Source organism: Pseudomonas sp. (genome assembly GCF_036404235.1).
Taxonomy (GTDB): Bacteria; Pseudomonadota; Gammaproteobacteria; order Pseudomonadales; family Pseudomonadaceae; genus Aquipseudomonas.
In genome coordinates this window covers 52,161-68,802 of the sequence record NZ_DASWOT010000163.1, presented here as the reverse complement: position 1 = coordinate 68,802, position 16,642 = coordinate 52,161, and the positions used below count along the sequence as shown (strand labels likewise).

Below are 16,642 nucleotides of genomic sequence, written 5' to 3'. Positions count from 1 at the left end.
GTTACGACCTCCCAGCCTGGGCCAATGAAGTAATCAACGTGCAACCGCAGGCACAGCGATGGCCATCCAGAGCAATCGGGCGGCCCAAATGCTGCGAGCCCTCGTCACCCTCGGCTATTTCATTGACCCCATGCCCTGGCAACGGACAAAAGACCGGATCGCCCTTGCAGGCAACAGCACGCCGCATAAACTGCATGCCACTGACGCCGGCCTGCACACTACCGCCCGATGAAAGTTTATCGCCTTCGCGAATAACGCCTCGCATGGCACCTCCTGTTTAAATACAATGATCCGCGTTTAACGCGCCATCTTGGGAAGGAAGGAAATATCAACGTGATATATTTGGGGACAGTCCTTTTCAACAAAGACCTTGAGCGTTTCTGAGTCGATATAGTCCGTAGGATCAAACCAGATAGGCTCGCTTTTGAAAAAATGAGTTTCAGAAGTTTCTGGATCTACCCAACAGCACTCAATCACAAAGGGATAACGTCCCTTGCTGTAGAGATTTAAATCATACTCCACTGACTGGAACTGGGCCGCAACAACCAACCCATTCTGTAGCAGGTTCTCCCTTTGCCGCTTTGCAGACCGCTCCAACCAGAACATAAAACCACATATGGAAATGCCTGCCACAAAACAAAGTGCCCCTCCTACCCACAGCTCAAAAAAACTATTCACTTTCGCGCTATCAGGATTGGATGGCATATAGACAACTTCCACCCGCTCACCTACAGAATGCGACGCTGGAAAACTGCCGACGGAGGATGTGAACTCAACGAGTTGACCATCATGTGTTTCGAACTGTATGACAGGCTTGTAAACCAACGATCCGCCACTCTGATCAACCGCCAATTCAAACACCCTGCCTGACGCAAGTTCCCCTTTGATTAAAAATGGGAAGGATTCGCGAAAGGCCATAAAGCCGGCCACGAGCCAAACAGCACCAAAAACCCAAAGAATATATTTTCCGATATTATCTTTCAGCATACCCTCACTCCTTTCAGGAGAAAAAGAAAAATCAACGTAGCATAGCGCTGCGGAACATAGGGGCCGGGCATAGTGCTCATCATGAGGATACCGCTACAGGTTCCGGACTATTGAGCACGCAACGCGTGGTCTTGCTACTCAGGAAAATCGCACCGTCCTCCGTAAAACGGCCCAATGGATCCATTGCTCTTCTAAAGACATTGACACCTCCGCCCCAATAGGGGTTAGCATTGTCTTGCCCCCGAACCACTTTTGTATAATGCCCGAAAGAATCCTTGAACACCGGACTATCCGGCCCTTGCGGGTCTTTTAACGGAGAGTATTTATAGTAGTCAGGATCATACCAATCCTTGACCCACTCATAGCCGTTATCTGACATCGAATACATTCCCAATGGATTAGGCGGAAACCTATCTACGGGAAGAGGTGTACCAAACTCCGTCTTCCAGCCCATCTCCTTAGCGAAGCTTGCTCTATCTCCGCTGCTGGAAATATTTATACCTTTTGGTGAATAGGTTTCGGTGCGCAAGCTACGAGGTTCTGCTTTATAGGTACCATCATCCGTGGCAACAATCAGAAATTGACCACGACTGCGTGCGGCGTATTCCCATTGTGCTTCGGTGGGCAGGGCAAAAGGCAGCTCGGTGACAGATCCAAGCCAGTTACAATATTGCTCAGCCTCATACCAGTCCACATGCGCCGGATTATTAGGCGGAGTATTTATATCATCCCATTTTTTTTGTATGCCGTGCCATCTTTCCTCAGCATCATCCCATTGTATTTCAGATAAAACTGAAATTCGGCATTGGTCACCTTGAACTTGCCCATGGAATAGGCCGTCAGCGCTACCTGATGCAAAGGCTTGCTGTGAGGCTCACGGTCAAAGGGCAGACGTTCGGCACCATACTGCGGCCCAAAGTCACCCATTAAAAAATCCCCACCGTCTACAAAAACCAGATTGGCCTTGATTGCCTGGATAAAACCCTGCAATTGCTCCGGGGAAATATTGAGCGGCTCCGGCTCAACCGGTGTCGGCGTTTGCTCACAGCCGTACATAGCCAAAACGGCCAATATACTCGGCAGCAAAATCATTTTATTCATATCAACCTCTTGTACTTAGACGAATTGAGCCGAATCCGTGCCACAGGGACCGAACTCGCAGCGCCGAGGGAAATGCGGATTGGGCAAATCATGCAGCCGATAAAATAGCGTATCGTTCATATCCAGGGCGTAGCCGAAGGCAATATTCTTTTTCAAGCGTTTATAAATATCATGCAGGTCCTGATCACGGTTATAGCCCTCTTGAAGAAAGTGCACCAAATGCTGCACCTGCTGTTCCACCACCTGGGCCTCACTCTCGTCGCCGCGCAGACTCGATCCATCCACGGTAATGCGGCACATGACCTTATTCCATTCGGCAACCGTCTGAACACTGGTCAATACGCAGATCACCGCCTCTTTTCGCTCACGATAGATATCACCCAGAAGACTTCTATTATCCGGATCAATATGATCAAGCTTGCCATGGCACGTCAGCAGGTAAAGAAGAATACCTTTCGCCTCGGGGGTATGCTGCAACAAGTCCCGCTTGAACTCGATGATATTTTTGGCCAGGCGATTGCGACCCTTTGAAGCCTCCATGCCTTTCTTGGCTTCACTCTCGATATCTTTCATAAAGCGCTCAAATCTGCCAGCGACATCCTCCGGAGTTTTTAGCGCCTTATCAAACCCCGCATAAATTTTTTCACCGACTTTATCCATCGCCATAACGCAATACAGGCTATAAGCTTTAAATGTTTGCTCATCAACAATCTCAAAAAATCCATAATCCAGACTATACAACTGATAAACCAGCCAAGCCCCAAACTCCACAATATTAGCCGCCCCCACTTCCGCAATCAGTCCGCCCTTGGCCCCATAACCCCAACACAGGCTTGCAGCAATATGAAAGCAGAACTTCCCATTAATAAAGGTGCAATGAAACTTACCCCCGGCGCCAATCCCAACCATCCCTCCAATATTGCCGCCAATGCTGCAAAAGTCAGTGAACTGGCCACTGGACTTCAATATTCCAGTGGGTGCCGCCGGATCGCCAGGCGGCGGCGTTGGTTTCATCCATTGCAGGGACCCTTTAAGGGCCACCTCCACACGACCGCCGCGAAAGAACTCGGCAGTCGCTTGCAGGCCTTCCTCTTCCTTCTTCATGGTCTGGTAAAACTCGACGTCGTTTTTGCGTTGACTAAAACGCGGTAGACGTCCGCCCGGCTGCCCGGCGATCATTTGCTGGTCACCCTGCATCATCACTTGCAGTTGCGCTTCAAGCTGCAGCGAGCCGCCGACGAAACCGCTGGCCTGGACGTCAAGACAGAGACGGAGCAGGCCCAGGTCAACGGTGCCCATATCCGCGACTTTCATTTTAAGGCCCCAGCCCGTGCGGTCCGGGACGTATAACGTCAGGTTGGCAACTCCCGAGGCCACGGTCAGGGTGCGCTTGTATTCGCCCTTGATGGAAAGCTGCCTTTTTTCGACGTCAAACTCAGCACTGCCTCCGGCGTTGGAAGCGAAACGCATAAACTGTGCGGCGCCTGAAACATCGAGGTTGGAAAAAATAAAACCCTCTTTCTCGCCATGCAGGCTGTTATTCCAACTCTCTGCCCAATCGTATAGAACGTAGTCCTCCTTTAGATTTTTCAGGGCCTCATCCATGCCTGCCCATTTAAGCGCATCTTTCAAATCAAGCTTGATCTTGGGACGTTTCAGCGTCATCAACTTTTTGGTGAGCTTGTCAGTATCAATTAGGGTGTTACCGTTTTTATCTTTGCTGTAGATGCTTTGTGCGGTCCCTTTCTTTTCATCAGCGTTCAAAGAGATGGTATGCAGTTTGAGACCATCCTTGGCTTGGCTGAAATAACCTTTATTGACATAGGCGAGTCGAGGCGATTTACCTCCGCCCTTATTCTTCGCCCCTTGCCCACCAACGGGAATAAGCTCGACCACATCCTTATAGCCCAAGCCTTTATGAGAAAGATCTGCCAGCTTGTCTTGTATCTTCTTTCTTTTGTCCTCAAGTTCTTTCTCCGCCGCATCCACCTCCCTAATCTGCGCAACGGCTGCCATCGCATCGGCTATAGCTGCCTGCGCATAGTTTTCCAGCACGCGGGAATAGTTGGCATTGGCCTGATGAAATTCATCCATGGTGAACGCCATATCGCGCCAGTGGTTTTCGAAGGCGGTTGCCTCGTCGCCGGCAATGAAGACTAACTCTTCGGTTTCCGGGCGGAAATAACACTGCGCCGACTCATGGTGCACGACAACAATGGAGCCCTCTTTACTCGTCTGATTTTCGGCTACGTGGGCCTCGACTTCGCTCATGTTTTCGGACTCCATGATTACTCCTCGAAGAACAACTTGATGTTTTGCGGATCGATACCGTGATGGTTCTGGGTGTAGCCATTCTCATCGGTAACCCCACGGACAACGCTGCCATCGGCGGCTTCCATGCGATAAGCCAGAAAGGGTTTGGCGGCGCTGTTCGGTTTGTTCATGACCTGGAATCCAGCCCGTAAGGGCTTTTTATAAACAGGGTCCTCCAGCATCATCGGCGTCAGCGCCTTATCGAGCGAGGCCGAGCCACCCCAAGCGATATGGTCGTTCTTGATCCGCAGCTCACCCGGTGCGCCGATCTCGATAGATCCATCCTTGATCTTGATGTAGGCACCCTGGCTGACCAGAGTGATGCCTTGCGCAGCGTTAAGCGTGATTTCGCCATTGACGCTGTTGAGCGTCAGGGCTTTATCGGCTTGCAAGGTCATGGCGTCAGTTTGTGCCTGGATTTCCACCGGGCCACGGGCGGCAAACAGTTTGGCCCCCAATTTGTGGGCGAACAGGCTGATGGCGTCACCCGCTGCCACGCTAAAGCGCTTCAATACGCTGATATCAGCGCTGTCTCCGGCCGTTGCAGTCAGGGTCTGACCGGCCGACAGCTGAATGTTTTCCGGGGTCGTCAACGCGATACCCGCAGGAGCCGAGGCAAGTATCCCGGCCTCTTTGAGACTGGTCAGGGCATTTTGCAAGCCTTGCTGCGACGCCTTATCCGCAGGTAACGCCCCAGATACATTCGCGCTTTGTGCCAGGGAACTCACCAACTGCATGGCGTTAGTCAATTGAGCTAACGCGGCGCTCATCTCTAACGATTGGCCCTGCGCCTTGGGTTGCACATCGGTACTAATGAAGAGACCTCTACCTGAGCGAATCGCGCCCCAGCCGTCAGTACGCAGCTCAAACCCTTCGCCGCGCTTTTTCTTCTGCGCATCGACCAGATGCCCGAGGTTGAGTTGGCTCTTGCCGCTGTATTCGGTGCTGAGCTTGACGTGTTCTTCGCCGCGCCGGTCTTCCATGCGCAGTTTGTTGTTGGCCGGGGTGCGCAGCACGTTGCGGGTGTAGTCGCGTTTGCCGAGGGTGACGTGGTCGGGGTGTTCGCTATCGTGCAGGGCGTGGGCGATGTAGGGGCGGTCGGGGTCGCCTTGTTCGAAAGCGATGGCCACTTCGGTGCCGCAGATCAGTGGCAGGTGCAGGCCGTGGGTGTCGCCGGCGTAGGGCCGGGCCAGGCGCAGCCACATGCTTTCCAGGCCGGGTTTCCAGGTGTCGAGGTCGAACAGGAAGTGGACCCGGTAGCGCCCTTGCAGGTCGATTTCGGCGTAGGGGTCGTTGGCTTCGGGGCTGGTGACGCGGGCCGGGACGGTGCCGGCAATTTGCGGCTTGGGCAGGAGCGGCGGCCGGAAGCACACGAAGTGCGTATAGGGGATGGCCTCAAAGTTGACCAAAAAGCTGCTGTCTCGGCTGGCCTGGGTGGTCAGCCGGGTGATGACGGCGCCGGGTTCGAAGGCTTGCGGGGCGCCACCGGAGATGGTCAGGACCTGGGCCAGGCCCAAGGTGGCGCTGCTGCTGGTGCCGCTGAGGCGGGTCTGCTGGTTGAGGTAGCGTTCGTGACGCAGGCGCGCATAGAAGAAACCGCTTTCGCTTTGCAGGTCTTCGTCCTGGCGCAGGCGGTCGCCGAGCACGGTGTAGGGTTCGGCGTAGTGGTAGGCCTCGCCGTAGGTGGTCTGGGCGCCCCGCGTCTGATCCACTTCGCCATCGAGCCAGGCCCTGGCGTCACGGTGGTGATAGGCGCGGAAGTTGATGGTTTTCTCCACCACTTCATGGCTGGCTTGCAGGTTCCACACGCCGTCCTGGCCGCTGCTGCCCAGCCCCGATTGCGGGCGGTAGGGTAGTTCGATATCGAACTGGTAATGCCGCTGGTCGTCATGAAATTCAACGACGTCGATATCCAGCTGTTCGTTGCTGCTGAAGCAGTACCAGATGCCGACGTCGGCCAGCAGGCGAGCGATAAAGGAAAAGTCGCTTTCGTCGTACTGCATGACCTGTTCGCGCTTAGGGTAGTCGCGCACGAGCGTGAAACGAAAGTCCTGCACTTCGAAGTTGTGGCGCTTGCGCAGGATGCTCTCGACGATCTGTGGCACCGACTGGTGCTGGTAGATGCGAAATTGTTTGCCTTTGTCGAGCAGGGCCAGGCGGGGTTGCAGGGTGATTTCATAGCGCGCTTCGTCGTTGGAACCCGACAGGCGCTTGAAGCCGGTAATCGCGCCATGCAACGTGCGCAACGGCGGCTCGGGAATGAGGGTGAGAAAATCAGCGCTGCGCCGGGGGCGCTTGGGCGGCATGCCGTGGAGGATGAAATTGGCGCGCTTGCCGAGCATATGCTCAGCGGCAATGTCGTGGTCGCTGCTGGTGAACTCGATGGTGTAGGTGAACACCTGGCTCAGGCCCTCTTCGCCCTTGAAGGCGAGGACGTCGAGCGACGCCTTGAGGTTGTGGACTTCGAGTTTGTGGCGGCTGTGGTCGAAGAAGAGGTTGAGTGGGTTAGCCATGATGGTCAGGCCTCCGTGGCATCAAGCGCATCGATGAAGCTCAGCGTGATGCCTTCTTCGTCGGTATAACCCAAGGTCACGCCGCGCGTTTTCAGCTGGGCCGCTTGTCGTTGCAGTAATTGTTGGCTGAGCACTGGCAGGATCTGCTGGTTGAGCAGGCTGTCGATGTTGCGCGCGCCAGTGTCGGGCAGCAGGCAGGCGGCGACCAAAGCGTCGTTGAGGCGCTCGTCGATCTGGCAGGTCAAGCCGTAGTGACGCTGCAAGCGTTTGCCGACCTTGGCCAGTTTGAGGGCGACGATGCCTTTGAGGGCGTCGGCTTGCAGTGGGCGGTAGATCAGGGTCTGGAAGCGGGCCAGCAGGGCTGGCTGGAAGTGCTCGCGCAGGATCGGCCGCAGTACTTCGTGCAGGTCGCTGTCGGCGGCGTCGGGCTGTTCCTGCAAACAGGCTTGCAGTTCATCGCTGCCCAGGTTGGAAGTCATGATGATGACGGTGTTGCGGAAGTCGATTTCGCGCCCTTCGCCATCCCGCATGAAGCCGCGATCAAAGACCTGATAGAACAGATTTAGTACGTCGCGGTGGGCTTTTTCCACTTCGTCGAGCAACACGACGCTGTAAGGCCGCTGGCGTACGGCTTCAGTCAGCACGCCGCCCTGACCGTAACCGACGTAGCCCGGCGGCGAGCCTTTGAGTTGGCTGACGGTGTGGGCTTCCTGGTACTCGGAAAAGTTTAGGGTGATCAAGGATTTCTCGCCGCCGAACAGGCTGTCGGCCAGGGCCAGGGCGGTTTCGGTCTTGCCGACGCCGCTGGTGCCGACCAACAGGAAAACGCCCAGCGGTGCCTTTTCTTCGGTCAGGCCAGTCTTGGCGGCGCGCAGGCGCTGGGCCAGTGCGCTGAGGGCCGGGTCCTGGCCCATGACCCGCTCAGCCAATTGTTGTTCCAGCGCCAGCAGGTTGGCGTGTTCGTCCTTGAGCAGGCTGCCCAGTGGTACACCGGTCCAGTCGGCGATCACTTCGGCCACGCTGCGGCTGTCAACGTCGAGGGAGAGCAGCGGCTGGTTGCCTTGGGTCTCGGCCAGTTGCTGTTGCAACCGTGCGCAGGTGTCCATCCGCAGGGGCAGGGCCTTGCGCGCGTCAAGCAGTTGCCGGGTCAGGTCGAGTTCGCGCCGGTATTGCTGGTCCAGTAGGGTTTGTTGCTGATGCAGGTCGGTAAGTTGCACAGCGATTATCGCCAGACGTTCGCCCGCATTACCGCCGCTGAGCAAGGCATCTTCCTCAAGGGCCTGACGCTCCAGTTCCAGTGCGGTCTGGCGCGCTCTGAGACGAACCAGCGCCTGAGGTTCGCAATCGAGGCTCATGCGCACTCGCGCGCTGGCGGTATCGAGCAGGTCGACGGCTTTGTCCGGCAGTTTTCGGCCGGTCAGGTAACGGCGCGACAAGCTCACGGCTGACTGGATCGCCGCGTCCTGAATATGCACACCATGGTGGCTGGCATAGCGCTCTTTCAGGCCTCGCAACATGAGGCTGGCGTTGGCGTCGTCCGGTTCGTCGACCTTGACCATTTGAAAGCGACGTTCCAGCGCGGCATCGCGTTCGAAATATTGTTTGTACTCGCTCCAAGTGGTGGCGGCGATGGTGCGCAACTCACCACGGGCCAGGGCGGGTTTGAGCAGATTCGCGGCATCGCCGCCGCCGGCCTGATTGCCGGCACCGATCAATGTATGGGCTTCGTCGATGAACAACAGCACCGGGTTTTCGGCCTGCTGCACGGCATCGATGACATTTTTCAAGCGTTGTTCGAATTCGCCTTTGACCCCGGCCCCCGCTTGCAACAAGCCCAAATCAAGGGTGCGCACGCTGACCGACTTGAGGCTGTCGGGGACATTACCTTCGACAATACGCAAGGCCAGGCCTTCAACCAGCGCGGTCTTGCCCACGCCCGGTTCGCCGACCAGGATCGGGTTGTTCTTGCGGCGACGACTGAGGATGTCGATGACTTGACGGATTTCATCGTCACGACCGAACACGGGGTCAATCTGCCCGTTCCTAGCCTTGGCGGTGATGTCCTGAGTGAACTTGTCCAGCACGGCATCTTGCTGGCTGCTGGAAGGAGGCGCTGCAAGTAAATCTACAGGCGCGTCGGTTGGGTACAAGATGGTTTCCTGCTGCACCTGCGCACGCTCTACGGAATGCTGATCCAGTAACGGCAGCAAATGCTGCAACTGCGTTTCACTGATGCTCAACAGAGGCCATGCAGCTTCGCATTCGAGCAGGCCCGGGGTCTCTAACAATGCGCCGAGCAAATGTGCGGAGCGCAGGTTGTCGTTATTTTCGTCGAGCGATGCGCGTAGCCAGGCGTTCTTGATCAGTTGCTGCAATTTTTCACACAACTGCGGCTTGCCTTGCACGCTGCGCGGCAGGGTGTCGAGATGGTTGAGCAGCCCGCTCCAGAGTGCGTCGATATCCCATTCGTAGCGGCGAGCGATCAGCGTCAGATCGCCCTCGCCGCGTCCCAGCAGCTTGAGCAGCCAGTGCTCGATGCTGATCTGCGCATGGCCGCGACTTTGGCACAGCGAAGCCGCTGTACTCAGGGCCTGTGCGCAGTAGGGATTGAGGCGGCGAAGTAAACGAGTGGGATTCTGTACCATGCAGAGGGCGTCCTTGTTGTGGATTCTGGGCGTGTCAGTAGGCGTAAGTGCTGGGCCTGAACGCGATGTGTCTGGCTGAACGCCCGCGAACGGACGCTCAACCCGGCACACCGGGGGCCAGCAGATGGCAATCAGTCTGCTGGCCTTGTCACGTCAGGCGCTCTGGCGTTCGTTCCAGGCGTCCGAGTGGATGATGTTGCCGTCCTTGTAGGTCCAGGTGATCTTCTCGTAGCGCAGTTCGATCTCTTCCAGGTGGTTGTGCTTCTCTTTGCTCGGATCCTTGATGTCATGCATCTTCGGCGCGACCTTCACCACCTTGACGTTCTCCAGCAGGGTGTTGAAGTACTCGACTTCCTGGCCCGCATCGTCAATGCGGTACCACTTGAACTCCGCACTCTTGAGCGTCTGGCCAGTGCTTACGGCTTTGTAGAGGTAAGGGCTGCTGGAATCGATCTCCTTGGTGAACAGGAATGGCGTGTGGATGCGAGCACCCGTCAATTTTCCTGTGTTGTTGTCGGTCGGGATGTACAGGCTGTGGTCCTGAGCGACCACCTCAATGGTGCCTTCGCGCGACTGCACGTTGACGGAACCCTTGATCTCCGCGCCGCCGTCATCTTTCAGCCACAGGTAAACGGGAATAGCCATGTGAAGCTCCTTTTTCTCAGTCATTGAATGTCGCAGTGTGCGACGGGGGTTGTCTGTCCGGCCCCGCAGTGAGCAGCACGCAGGCCCCCACTTCCGGAACCAGACGGATATCGACGCGACGGTTGGTTGCGCGTCCTGTTTCGGTGTCATTGCTGGCAATCGGTTGGCTGGCACCAAAGCCCTGAACCGCAAAACAGCTGTCGGGGATCTCGCCCATGCGTTGCATCCAGTCACGCACTGCAGAAGCCCGGTCACGGGACAGCTGAAGGTTTTGCTCAGGGTTGCCGGTGGCATCGGTATGCCCGGTGACAACGATGAGCCAGCCCGGTTGTGCCTTGATATCGACCAGCGCGTTGATCAGTACCTTGGTCGACTCAGGCTTGAGTTGGGCACTGCCCATGGCGAATAGCGACAGGCTGTTCAAACGCACCGGCTCTTGAATCTTCATCGGCGCAGGCGCAGGCTCGCGGTGACGGGCAAGCACGTCCAACAGCTGCACACGCAGACGCTCGCCGCGATACAGGCCCAAGCCAAGACCAAGGGGTTCACCGTATCGGTAGTGGCTGTCCAGACGTGTGGCGTGCTGGCGAAGTGTCGTCACTGCCTCTTCCCGCGCGAAAGCGCCGCGCTGATTACGATGTAATGACTCGGGAATGGACGTGTAGCGATGCAGGTCATCACTGACCTGACGTATCAGTCTGTTGTTCTGCCACGCCGAGCTGACCAGAGCGATCAGAGCCGCCACCGTGAACAGCCACAAAGCGAACACACTTGCGCGGCTGGCCGGTGAGCACTCAATAGACACGGGCAGCAGAGGCAGCAGCGGATCAGGGAACGGTAATGAGGTCTCCACGCCAGATAGCGTCTGCCCTGAACCAACCAACGCGGTCCTTTCGTGTAGCCATTGCTGCCATAGGTTGCCTGTCGCGGTCTTGGGCAACGCTGGCACCAGAGCAATTGCGCAAGCCGTCAGAACGACGGGATCGCGAGTTCCACGGGTCGAAAAGTGCGGCATTACCGCTTCTTCCAGCCAGGCCGTAGCGTTGTTCAGTTGCACGCTGGACTGCAGCCGTGTTGCGTACATTGCGCCGTTAGCGCTCTGCCGCTGCCAATCGGCGAGTGCGACGCATGCGCCTGACTCGTACACACGGGGGCTGGTCTGACCGGCTTCCCAACTGAACCAGACGTCCTTGGCCCGTGAGGCTTGCACGTAGCTGACCAGCATGAGCGGCAGTGCGATGCCTCGCTTGCGTATCAGCGCAATTTGATGACAGAGGGTACGTACCTGGTTCGTCCATACGGCGCCGTCGGCGTGCTCGCCTGGGTTAACGACAAACATGACGCTGAGCTGTCCACGCCAGCCCGGACGCTGAGTGTCGATATCCGCGGCCACCACCGGTAGCTGCTCCAGACCGGCAACGCGCAGATAGCAGCTTTGCCCGGTCGTGCGCAGGGCCAGTTGTTCTGCGGGGATGGAACCAAACAGACCGGACAGGCCATCGCCACATACCAATACCACCGGCTGACAATAGGCAGCAGGCGGCAAGCAGGTATCGCCGGTCAATGCAGTACGTTGGGTCGCCTGTCGTCCGACTCTAATCCAGGCCAGGACGACGATAGTGAACACGATCACTGCGGCTATCGTACGCATCCCGGTCGCTAGCGGAATGATTGCCAGCAGCGTCAGGACGAGCGCGCCCGCCCATAACCAAAGGCCGCGTATCAGCTTGAGCGTCATTGAGCGGTCCTCACGCCTGACCCGGCATGAACATGGCGATCAGGCCACCCAGATAGCGGTCGAGCCCCCACCAGACACCAACAAGCAACAATCCGGCCGCAAGGGTGTGAGCCGCCGGTGACTGCATGCGTTGCAAGAAACTTGTTCTGCCGGCATTTACCTGCGTCTTTAGCGTATGGCTGAGCTTCAGGGGCGTGACCTGCATATTCAGGGCTGCCAGCAGTTGTTCGCGTTCTGGATCGTCGGCATCGCGGTAGCGCCCCTGAAAACCCAGCATCAGTACCCGATGAAAAGCCGTCAGCACATATTCGTCAGGCGCGGGCTCACGCAGCACGTCGCGCATGTCTTCATACAACGACTCTCCGGCCTGGTGACGATTGAAGAACTGAGCCTGCAAAGGCTCGCTGAACCATCTGGCATGAACCTCATCCTTGCCATAACCCAGCACGGTCTCATCCAGCAACGCGCATTGCGCATGGCTGATATGGTCGATGCTGCGCTGACTCAGACCCGCACTGATGAGCTGCTCGCGAACCTGTTCGATCTGCCTCACGCACAGCTCGTACAAGTCCTGGCCACTCTGGGCAAAACTTCCCTGCCGCAGCTCCACGACCAACAGGTAGCTGTCTTGCAACAGCGAATCGATATCCACCGCAGTTGCGGTCATTTTTTGCGATTTGATCGGGCTCATGCTCGTAGTACCGCGAACAGTTCAAGTTTGACGTCGGTCAACGTGCCGGGGACGTAGAAGGCACAAACGCCTTCAGCCAACATGGCTTGCCCCTTGGCATGACCGATATCGAGGGCGAAATACTGGTTCTCCAGGCGTAGCGGAATGGCCGCCGGGACATGGTTGAGTGGCTGCAGCGGAATGCCATCGAGCGCAGCATTGACCAGTTGATCGACCTCGTCCGGGCTCCCAACCTTGCACAGGCGTGGGAACTGGTTCTGCACCTGCGCTGCCGAAAGGCGGCAACGCACCGACAGATAGAAATCGGCCCCGTCACGCTCACGCAGTCGCGCATCGTTGAGGGTGACTTGCCAACGGTTGGCGCCACTTTCGACAAGCTCCAAAGCGATGACTCGCGACGGCAGGCTGGCCTCCAGCAAGGTGGAAATGGTCCGCATTAGTGGCGGGAATACGCTTTCAAGCTGCTCGTGCCGATAGGCTGGAATCTTGTCGATATCGTGTTCCAGCGAGAAGGTCAGCAGGCCGCCAGCCAGCTTGACCAGCTCCAGATAGACCTGCTCGGGATGTCGCCTTGGATGAGCCTTGATATCAGTCAATACCGGCTGGTAGGTGTTCAAGGCATTGAGCAACCAGAACAGCGACACATCGGCCACGGCAAAGTCAGCCATGCGCTGATTGCTCTCACGACGCATGCCCATCAACCGTTGGCGTTTGGCCGACAGCTGGGTCAACAGGTTATCCAGTTGTGCCAACAGTCCCGAATGGGCCGCGAAGCTGAGCAACGGCGGCACATAGAGAGGATCGATAGACCAGGCACCCTGTTCATCGCGCACCAGACGCACGACCGGGCACGTCAGGTAATCGGCACTATCGTCGCCCTCCAGACGCAGGCTCAGCACGTGCTCCAGCACACCGACCGATTGCATTTCGTCTGCATACACGTCCTGTACCTGACGCCAATCCTGACGATAACGCATCGGTCTATCAGCCCTGCCCTCCTCGAACAGGCAGTTGTTGCCGTTGGCCTGTTCCAGTGGCAGAGCCAGCAGCAACGTAGCCTCACGCTGGTCCTCGGACAGCTGTCGCGACAACTCCAGGGCCGCAGGCAGCCTGTCCACATGATCGGTGTCGATCAAGGTGCCATCAGGCATACGTAAACGTATCCGGGTTGCTTTGAGCTTACCCAGCCGCAAGGCTTCCAGGTCGAACGCCAACGCCTGAACACCCCAAGGGTGTATCAGCGAAAGATGAGCGAGACATTCGTTGGTCCAGGCTTCCCAGCGTGCCTGTTGCTGGAATTGCTGCGGGGACAGCAAAGCCCCCGCAGCCCACAGAGGGCGGTCGATCTTCATGACGTCGTTTCCCTATGGAGTGACTCAGGCTTTCGCCTTGGGCATCTGCGAAACGAGCGACAAATTGACGTCCATGCCTTCCACCTGGAAGTGCGGCACGGCATACAACTTGACGCGGAAGAAACCAGGGTTGTCCTCGATGTCTTCGACGGTCACCTTTGCATCGCGCAAAGGGTGCGAAGCCTGCAGGTCGTCGCCTGGGTCGGTCATTTCGGTGACCAGCCCACTGATCCACTTGTTCAGCTCAAGCTCCAGCACACGGCGGTCCTTGGTCGTGCCGATGTTCTCGCGCTGGATCAGCTTCAGATAATGGGCAATGCGCGACAGCAGGAAGATGTACGGCAGACGAGAGTTGATTCGACTGTTCGCGGTGGCATCGGCGGTGTCATACAGCGCCGGTTTCTGTGCGGAGTTGGCAGAGAAGAAGCAGGCGTAGTCGCGGTTTTTGTAGTACGAAAGCGGAATGAAACCGAGGTTGGCGAATTCGAATTCGCGGGTTTCCGGAATCATGACTTCCGACGGAATCTTCACCTGATTGCCAGTACCCAGGTCGTACAAATGAATCGGCAAATCAGTCACCGCACCGCCCGACTGAGGTCCGCGAATCTGTACGCACCAGCCGTTGGCGATGAAGCTTTTCACCATGTTTGCAGCGAAGGCAAATGAGGCATTGGTCCAAAGATACTTGCCGTGATCAGGCCCCTTGACGCTTTCGATGTAGTTGAAGCTGCGCACCGGAACAGTATCCGGGCCGTAAGGCAGGCGACCCAGCACACGCGGCATGGTCAGACCGATGTAACGGGAGTCGTCACTGTCGCGGAACGCCTTCCACTTGATGTATTCGGCACGGTCAAAGTAGTTGCCGATATCCTTGATGGCGGCAACCTCTTCCATCGATTCCTTGCCAAAGAAGGCTGGCCCGACGGCCCCAATGAAAGGCATATGTGCGGCAGCCGAAACCTTCGAGATATTGCGCAGCAAGGCGATATCCTGCGGGCCACGATCAAATTCGTAGTTGGAGACAGCAGCGGCAATTGGCTCACCGCCCGGCGTGTCGTACTCCTGGGTATAGGTATGCATATAGAGACCGCTCTGGGCGATCTCAGGTGCATCTTCGAAATCTTGTACCAAGTGTTCCTTACTGATATCCAACAACTCGATACGTACATTCTGACGGAAGTCAGTTTGATCGATCAGCGACTTCACCCCGCGCCACGTCGATTCAACACGCTGAAAATCCGGATGGTGCATGACCGCATCGAGCTGGCGACTAATCTGCTCATCCAGCGATGCGATATGGCCATCTAACAGCGCCTTATCCAGGCGTTCGACTTTTTGCGACGATTGTTTAAGCAGATTCAAAAACACGCTGACCGCAGCGGTGACTCGCTCATCGGCAGAAACATCGGACAACGCTTCATCATTCTGAAATGTATCGATGCCTCCCAACGCGGCAACCGGACTTAAATTAATCTTTTCGAACAGAGTGCCATAGACGCTTTGGCTTTCTTCAGACAACACTGTAGCGCCACCCGAATGAGCAGATTTCTTTACAGACATAATGGAAACTTCCTACAATTTTAAACCAGGGAAATTAACGATCTTCTTGTGGTGGCGCCAACGCTGCCAATTCCGCGCGCAACTCATCACTGAGCGCGTCGTCTTTTAAAATGCGTTCCAGTTCATGACGGAAGGTCGCGTTATCCAACAGGTTCGACTTGAGGTCGCGTAGCAGATTGCGCATAGCCAGGAGAGCGCGCAACTGGGGTATCTGCCGAGCCACCTGCTCTGGCTCAAAGTCCTTCATGCTCTGGAAGTTCAACTCGACCGGGGTGTCGGAGCCGTCATCGACCAAGGTATTCTCCACGGCCAGTTTCAGACTTGGAGAAAATTCAGCCAACACACTATTGAAGTTATTTTTATTAATGTTCACCTTGCTTCTTTCAGACAGCGGGCGCTGCTCTTTACCATTACTGTAATCACCCATCATCATCAGCTTCAGTGGCAATTCAACCTTTTTCTGCGCACCACCGGTATGCAAATCAAGTTTGATATTGATACGAGCCTTGGGCACTTCGTTCTGAAAACTATTTGAAGCCATAACCCCTCCCGACGCCTCTACAAGAAACGTCAAAGCTAAAACCAAGTAACAATCAGAACCCCGGAGATCGCACACTAAAGCACTTTAGCCAAAAAGCATGACCGACCTCGACACAAGAGTTCCTTTTACCTACGGAGAAAAGCCTTACAAGCTTACAAGACATGTCTTAATCCGATGCGCAAGATGATGAGTTATCTCACAAGCCTATTCCACCCCTCGAAGAATTTTCAGAAAAATCCCACGCAATTACAGAAAACCCCTACGCAAAACTGCGAAAAATAGGCCCGCACGACTATTGCTTAATAGTTATCAACAGCACAGCGAATGCCATTTTTCAGCTACTCGGTGCTTAGCTCGAAATAACGCCTACAAGCAAATCGAAGGACGTCATGACGGACTTCATCACCACGAAAACCACGACGGGCCTAGCTTGGGATGCTCCGATCAGCTGTTTCCTAGCCCGCCATAGAGCCAGCAGGGGCAAACCATGTCGTCGTCAACTAAGCTGCCCACTCATCAGTCCGCGAAAGTGTGCTTCCACAATAGCCAAACGACC

11 protein-coding genes and 1 pseudogene are annotated in these 16,642 nt (G+C 56.2%); all 12 read right to left on the bottom strand.

Going from position 1 to position 16,642, the window contains the following annotated elements:
• Window position 1 precedes the first annotated feature (1 nt).
• Window positions 2-265 carry a PAAR domain-containing protein gene (locus VGC62_RS20655; protein ID WP_331188933.1) on the bottom strand — a complete coding sequence of 88 codons (264 nt, stop codon included), beginning with the start codon at window positions 263-265 and terminating at the stop codon, window positions 2-4.
• A gap of 32 nt (window positions 266-297) precedes the next feature.
• The gene (locus VGC62_RS20650) at window positions 298-987 is read right to left on the bottom strand and encodes a DUF3592 domain-containing protein (RefSeq protein WP_331188932.1); all 690 of its coding nucleotides are present in this window, start codon (window positions 985-987) and stop codon (window positions 298-300) included.
• A gap of 79 nt (window positions 988-1,066) precedes the next feature.
• Window positions 1,067-1,914 (bottom strand): annotated as a pseudogene (locus VGC62_RS20645) (formylglycine-generating enzyme family protein).
• 189 nt (window positions 1,915-2,103) lie between these two features.
• Entirely contained in the window at window positions 2,104-4,359 is a 2,256-nt protein-coding gene (locus VGC62_RS20640; RefSeq protein ID WP_331188931.1) for a hypothetical protein, read from the bottom strand.
• Between the two features lie 17 nt (window positions 4,360-4,376).
• Entirely contained in the window at window positions 4,377-6,914 is a 2,538-nt protein-coding gene (locus tag VGC62_RS20635) for a type VI secretion system tip protein VgrG (RefSeq protein ID WP_331188930.1), read from the bottom strand.
• A gap of 5 nt (window positions 6,915-6,919) precedes the next feature.
• Window positions 6,920-9,559, bottom strand: a complete 2,640-nt coding sequence (gene tssH, locus VGC62_RS20630; RefSeq protein ID WP_331188929.1) for a type VI secretion system ATPase TssH — start codon at window positions 9,557-9,559, stop codon at window positions 6,920-6,922.
• A gap of 153 nt (window positions 9,560-9,712) precedes the next feature.
• A complete protein-coding gene (locus VGC62_RS20625; protein WP_331188928.1) occupies window positions 9,713-10,204 on the bottom strand; it encodes an Hcp family type VI secretion system effector in 492 nt (163 codons plus the stop codon).
• Between the two features lie 16 nt (window positions 10,205-10,220).
• The gene (locus tag VGC62_RS20620) at window positions 10,221-11,942 is read right to left on the bottom strand and encodes an OmpA family protein (protein WP_331188927.1); all 1,722 of its coding nucleotides are present in this window, start codon (window positions 11,940-11,942) and stop codon (window positions 10,221-10,223) included.
• Between the two features lie 10 nt (window positions 11,943-11,952).
• Window positions 11,953-12,633 (bottom strand): type VI secretion system protein TssL, short form, encoded by a 681-nt coding sequence (gene tssL / locus VGC62_RS20615; protein ID WP_331188926.1) that lies wholly within the window; start codon window positions 12,631-12,633, stop codon window positions 11,953-11,955.
• The gene (gene tssK / locus VGC62_RS20610) at window positions 12,630-13,985 is read right to left on the bottom strand and encodes a type VI secretion system baseplate subunit TssK (protein ID WP_331188925.1); all 1,356 of its coding nucleotides are present in this window, start codon (window positions 13,983-13,985) and stop codon (window positions 12,630-12,632) included. Before tssK ends, tssL begins: the two co-directional genes overlap by 4 nt.
• Before the next feature lie 24 nt (window positions 13,986-14,009).
• The gene (tssC, locus tag VGC62_RS20605) at window positions 14,010-15,545 is read right to left on the bottom strand and encodes a type VI secretion system contractile sheath large subunit (protein WP_331188924.1); all 1,536 of its coding nucleotides are present in this window, start codon (window positions 15,543-15,545) and stop codon (window positions 14,010-14,012) included.
• A gap of 34 nt (window positions 15,546-15,579) precedes the next feature.
• Window positions 15,580-16,086 carry a type VI secretion system contractile sheath small subunit gene (gene tssB / locus VGC62_RS20600; RefSeq protein WP_331188923.1) on the bottom strand — a complete coding sequence of 169 codons (507 nt, stop codon included), beginning with the start codon at window positions 16,084-16,086 and terminating at the stop codon, window positions 15,580-15,582.
• Window positions 16,087-16,642: the final 556 nt, after the last annotated feature.

Coding starts and splice junctions, on each gene's coding strand:
- VGC62_RS20655 (WP_331188933.1), bottom strand. CDS start 265: ATGCGAGGCGTTATTCGCGAAGGCGATAAACTTTCATCGGGCGGTAGT.
- VGC62_RS20640 (WP_331188931.1), bottom strand. CDS start 4,359: ATGAGCGAAGTCGAGGCCCACGTAGCCGAAAATCAGACGAGTAAAGAG.
- VGC62_RS20635 (WP_331188930.1), bottom strand. CDS start 6,914: ATGGCTAACCCACTCAACCTCTTCTTCGACCACAGCCGCCACAAACTC.
- tssC (WP_331188924.1), bottom strand. CDS start 15,545: ATGTCTGTAAAGAAATCTGCTCATTCGGGTGGCGCTACAGTGTTGTCT.
- VGC62_RS20650 (WP_331188932.1), bottom strand. CDS start 987: ATGCTGAAAGATAATATCGGAAAATATATTCTTTGGGTTTTTGGTGCT.
- VGC62_RS20625 (WP_331188928.1), bottom strand. CDS start 10,204: ATGGCTATTCCCGTTTACCTGTGGCTGAAAGATGACGGCGGCGCGGAG.
- tssL (WP_331188926.1), bottom strand. CDS start 12,633: ATGAGCCCGATCAAATCGCAAAAAATGACCGCAACTGCGGTGGATATC.
- tssB (WP_331188923.1), bottom strand. CDS start 16,086: ATGGCTTCAAATAGTTTTCAGAACGAAGTGCCCAAGGCTCGTATCAAT.
- tssK (WP_331188925.1), bottom strand. CDS start 13,985: ATGAAGATCGACCGCCCTCTGTGGGCTGCGGGGGCTTTGCTGTCCCCG.
- VGC62_RS20620 (WP_331188927.1), bottom strand. CDS start 11,942: ATGACGCTCAAGCTGATACGCGGCCTTTGGTTATGGGCGGGCGCGCTC.
- tssH (WP_331188929.1), bottom strand. CDS start 9,559: ATGGTACAGAATCCCACTCGTTTACTTCGCCGCCTCAATCCCTACTGC.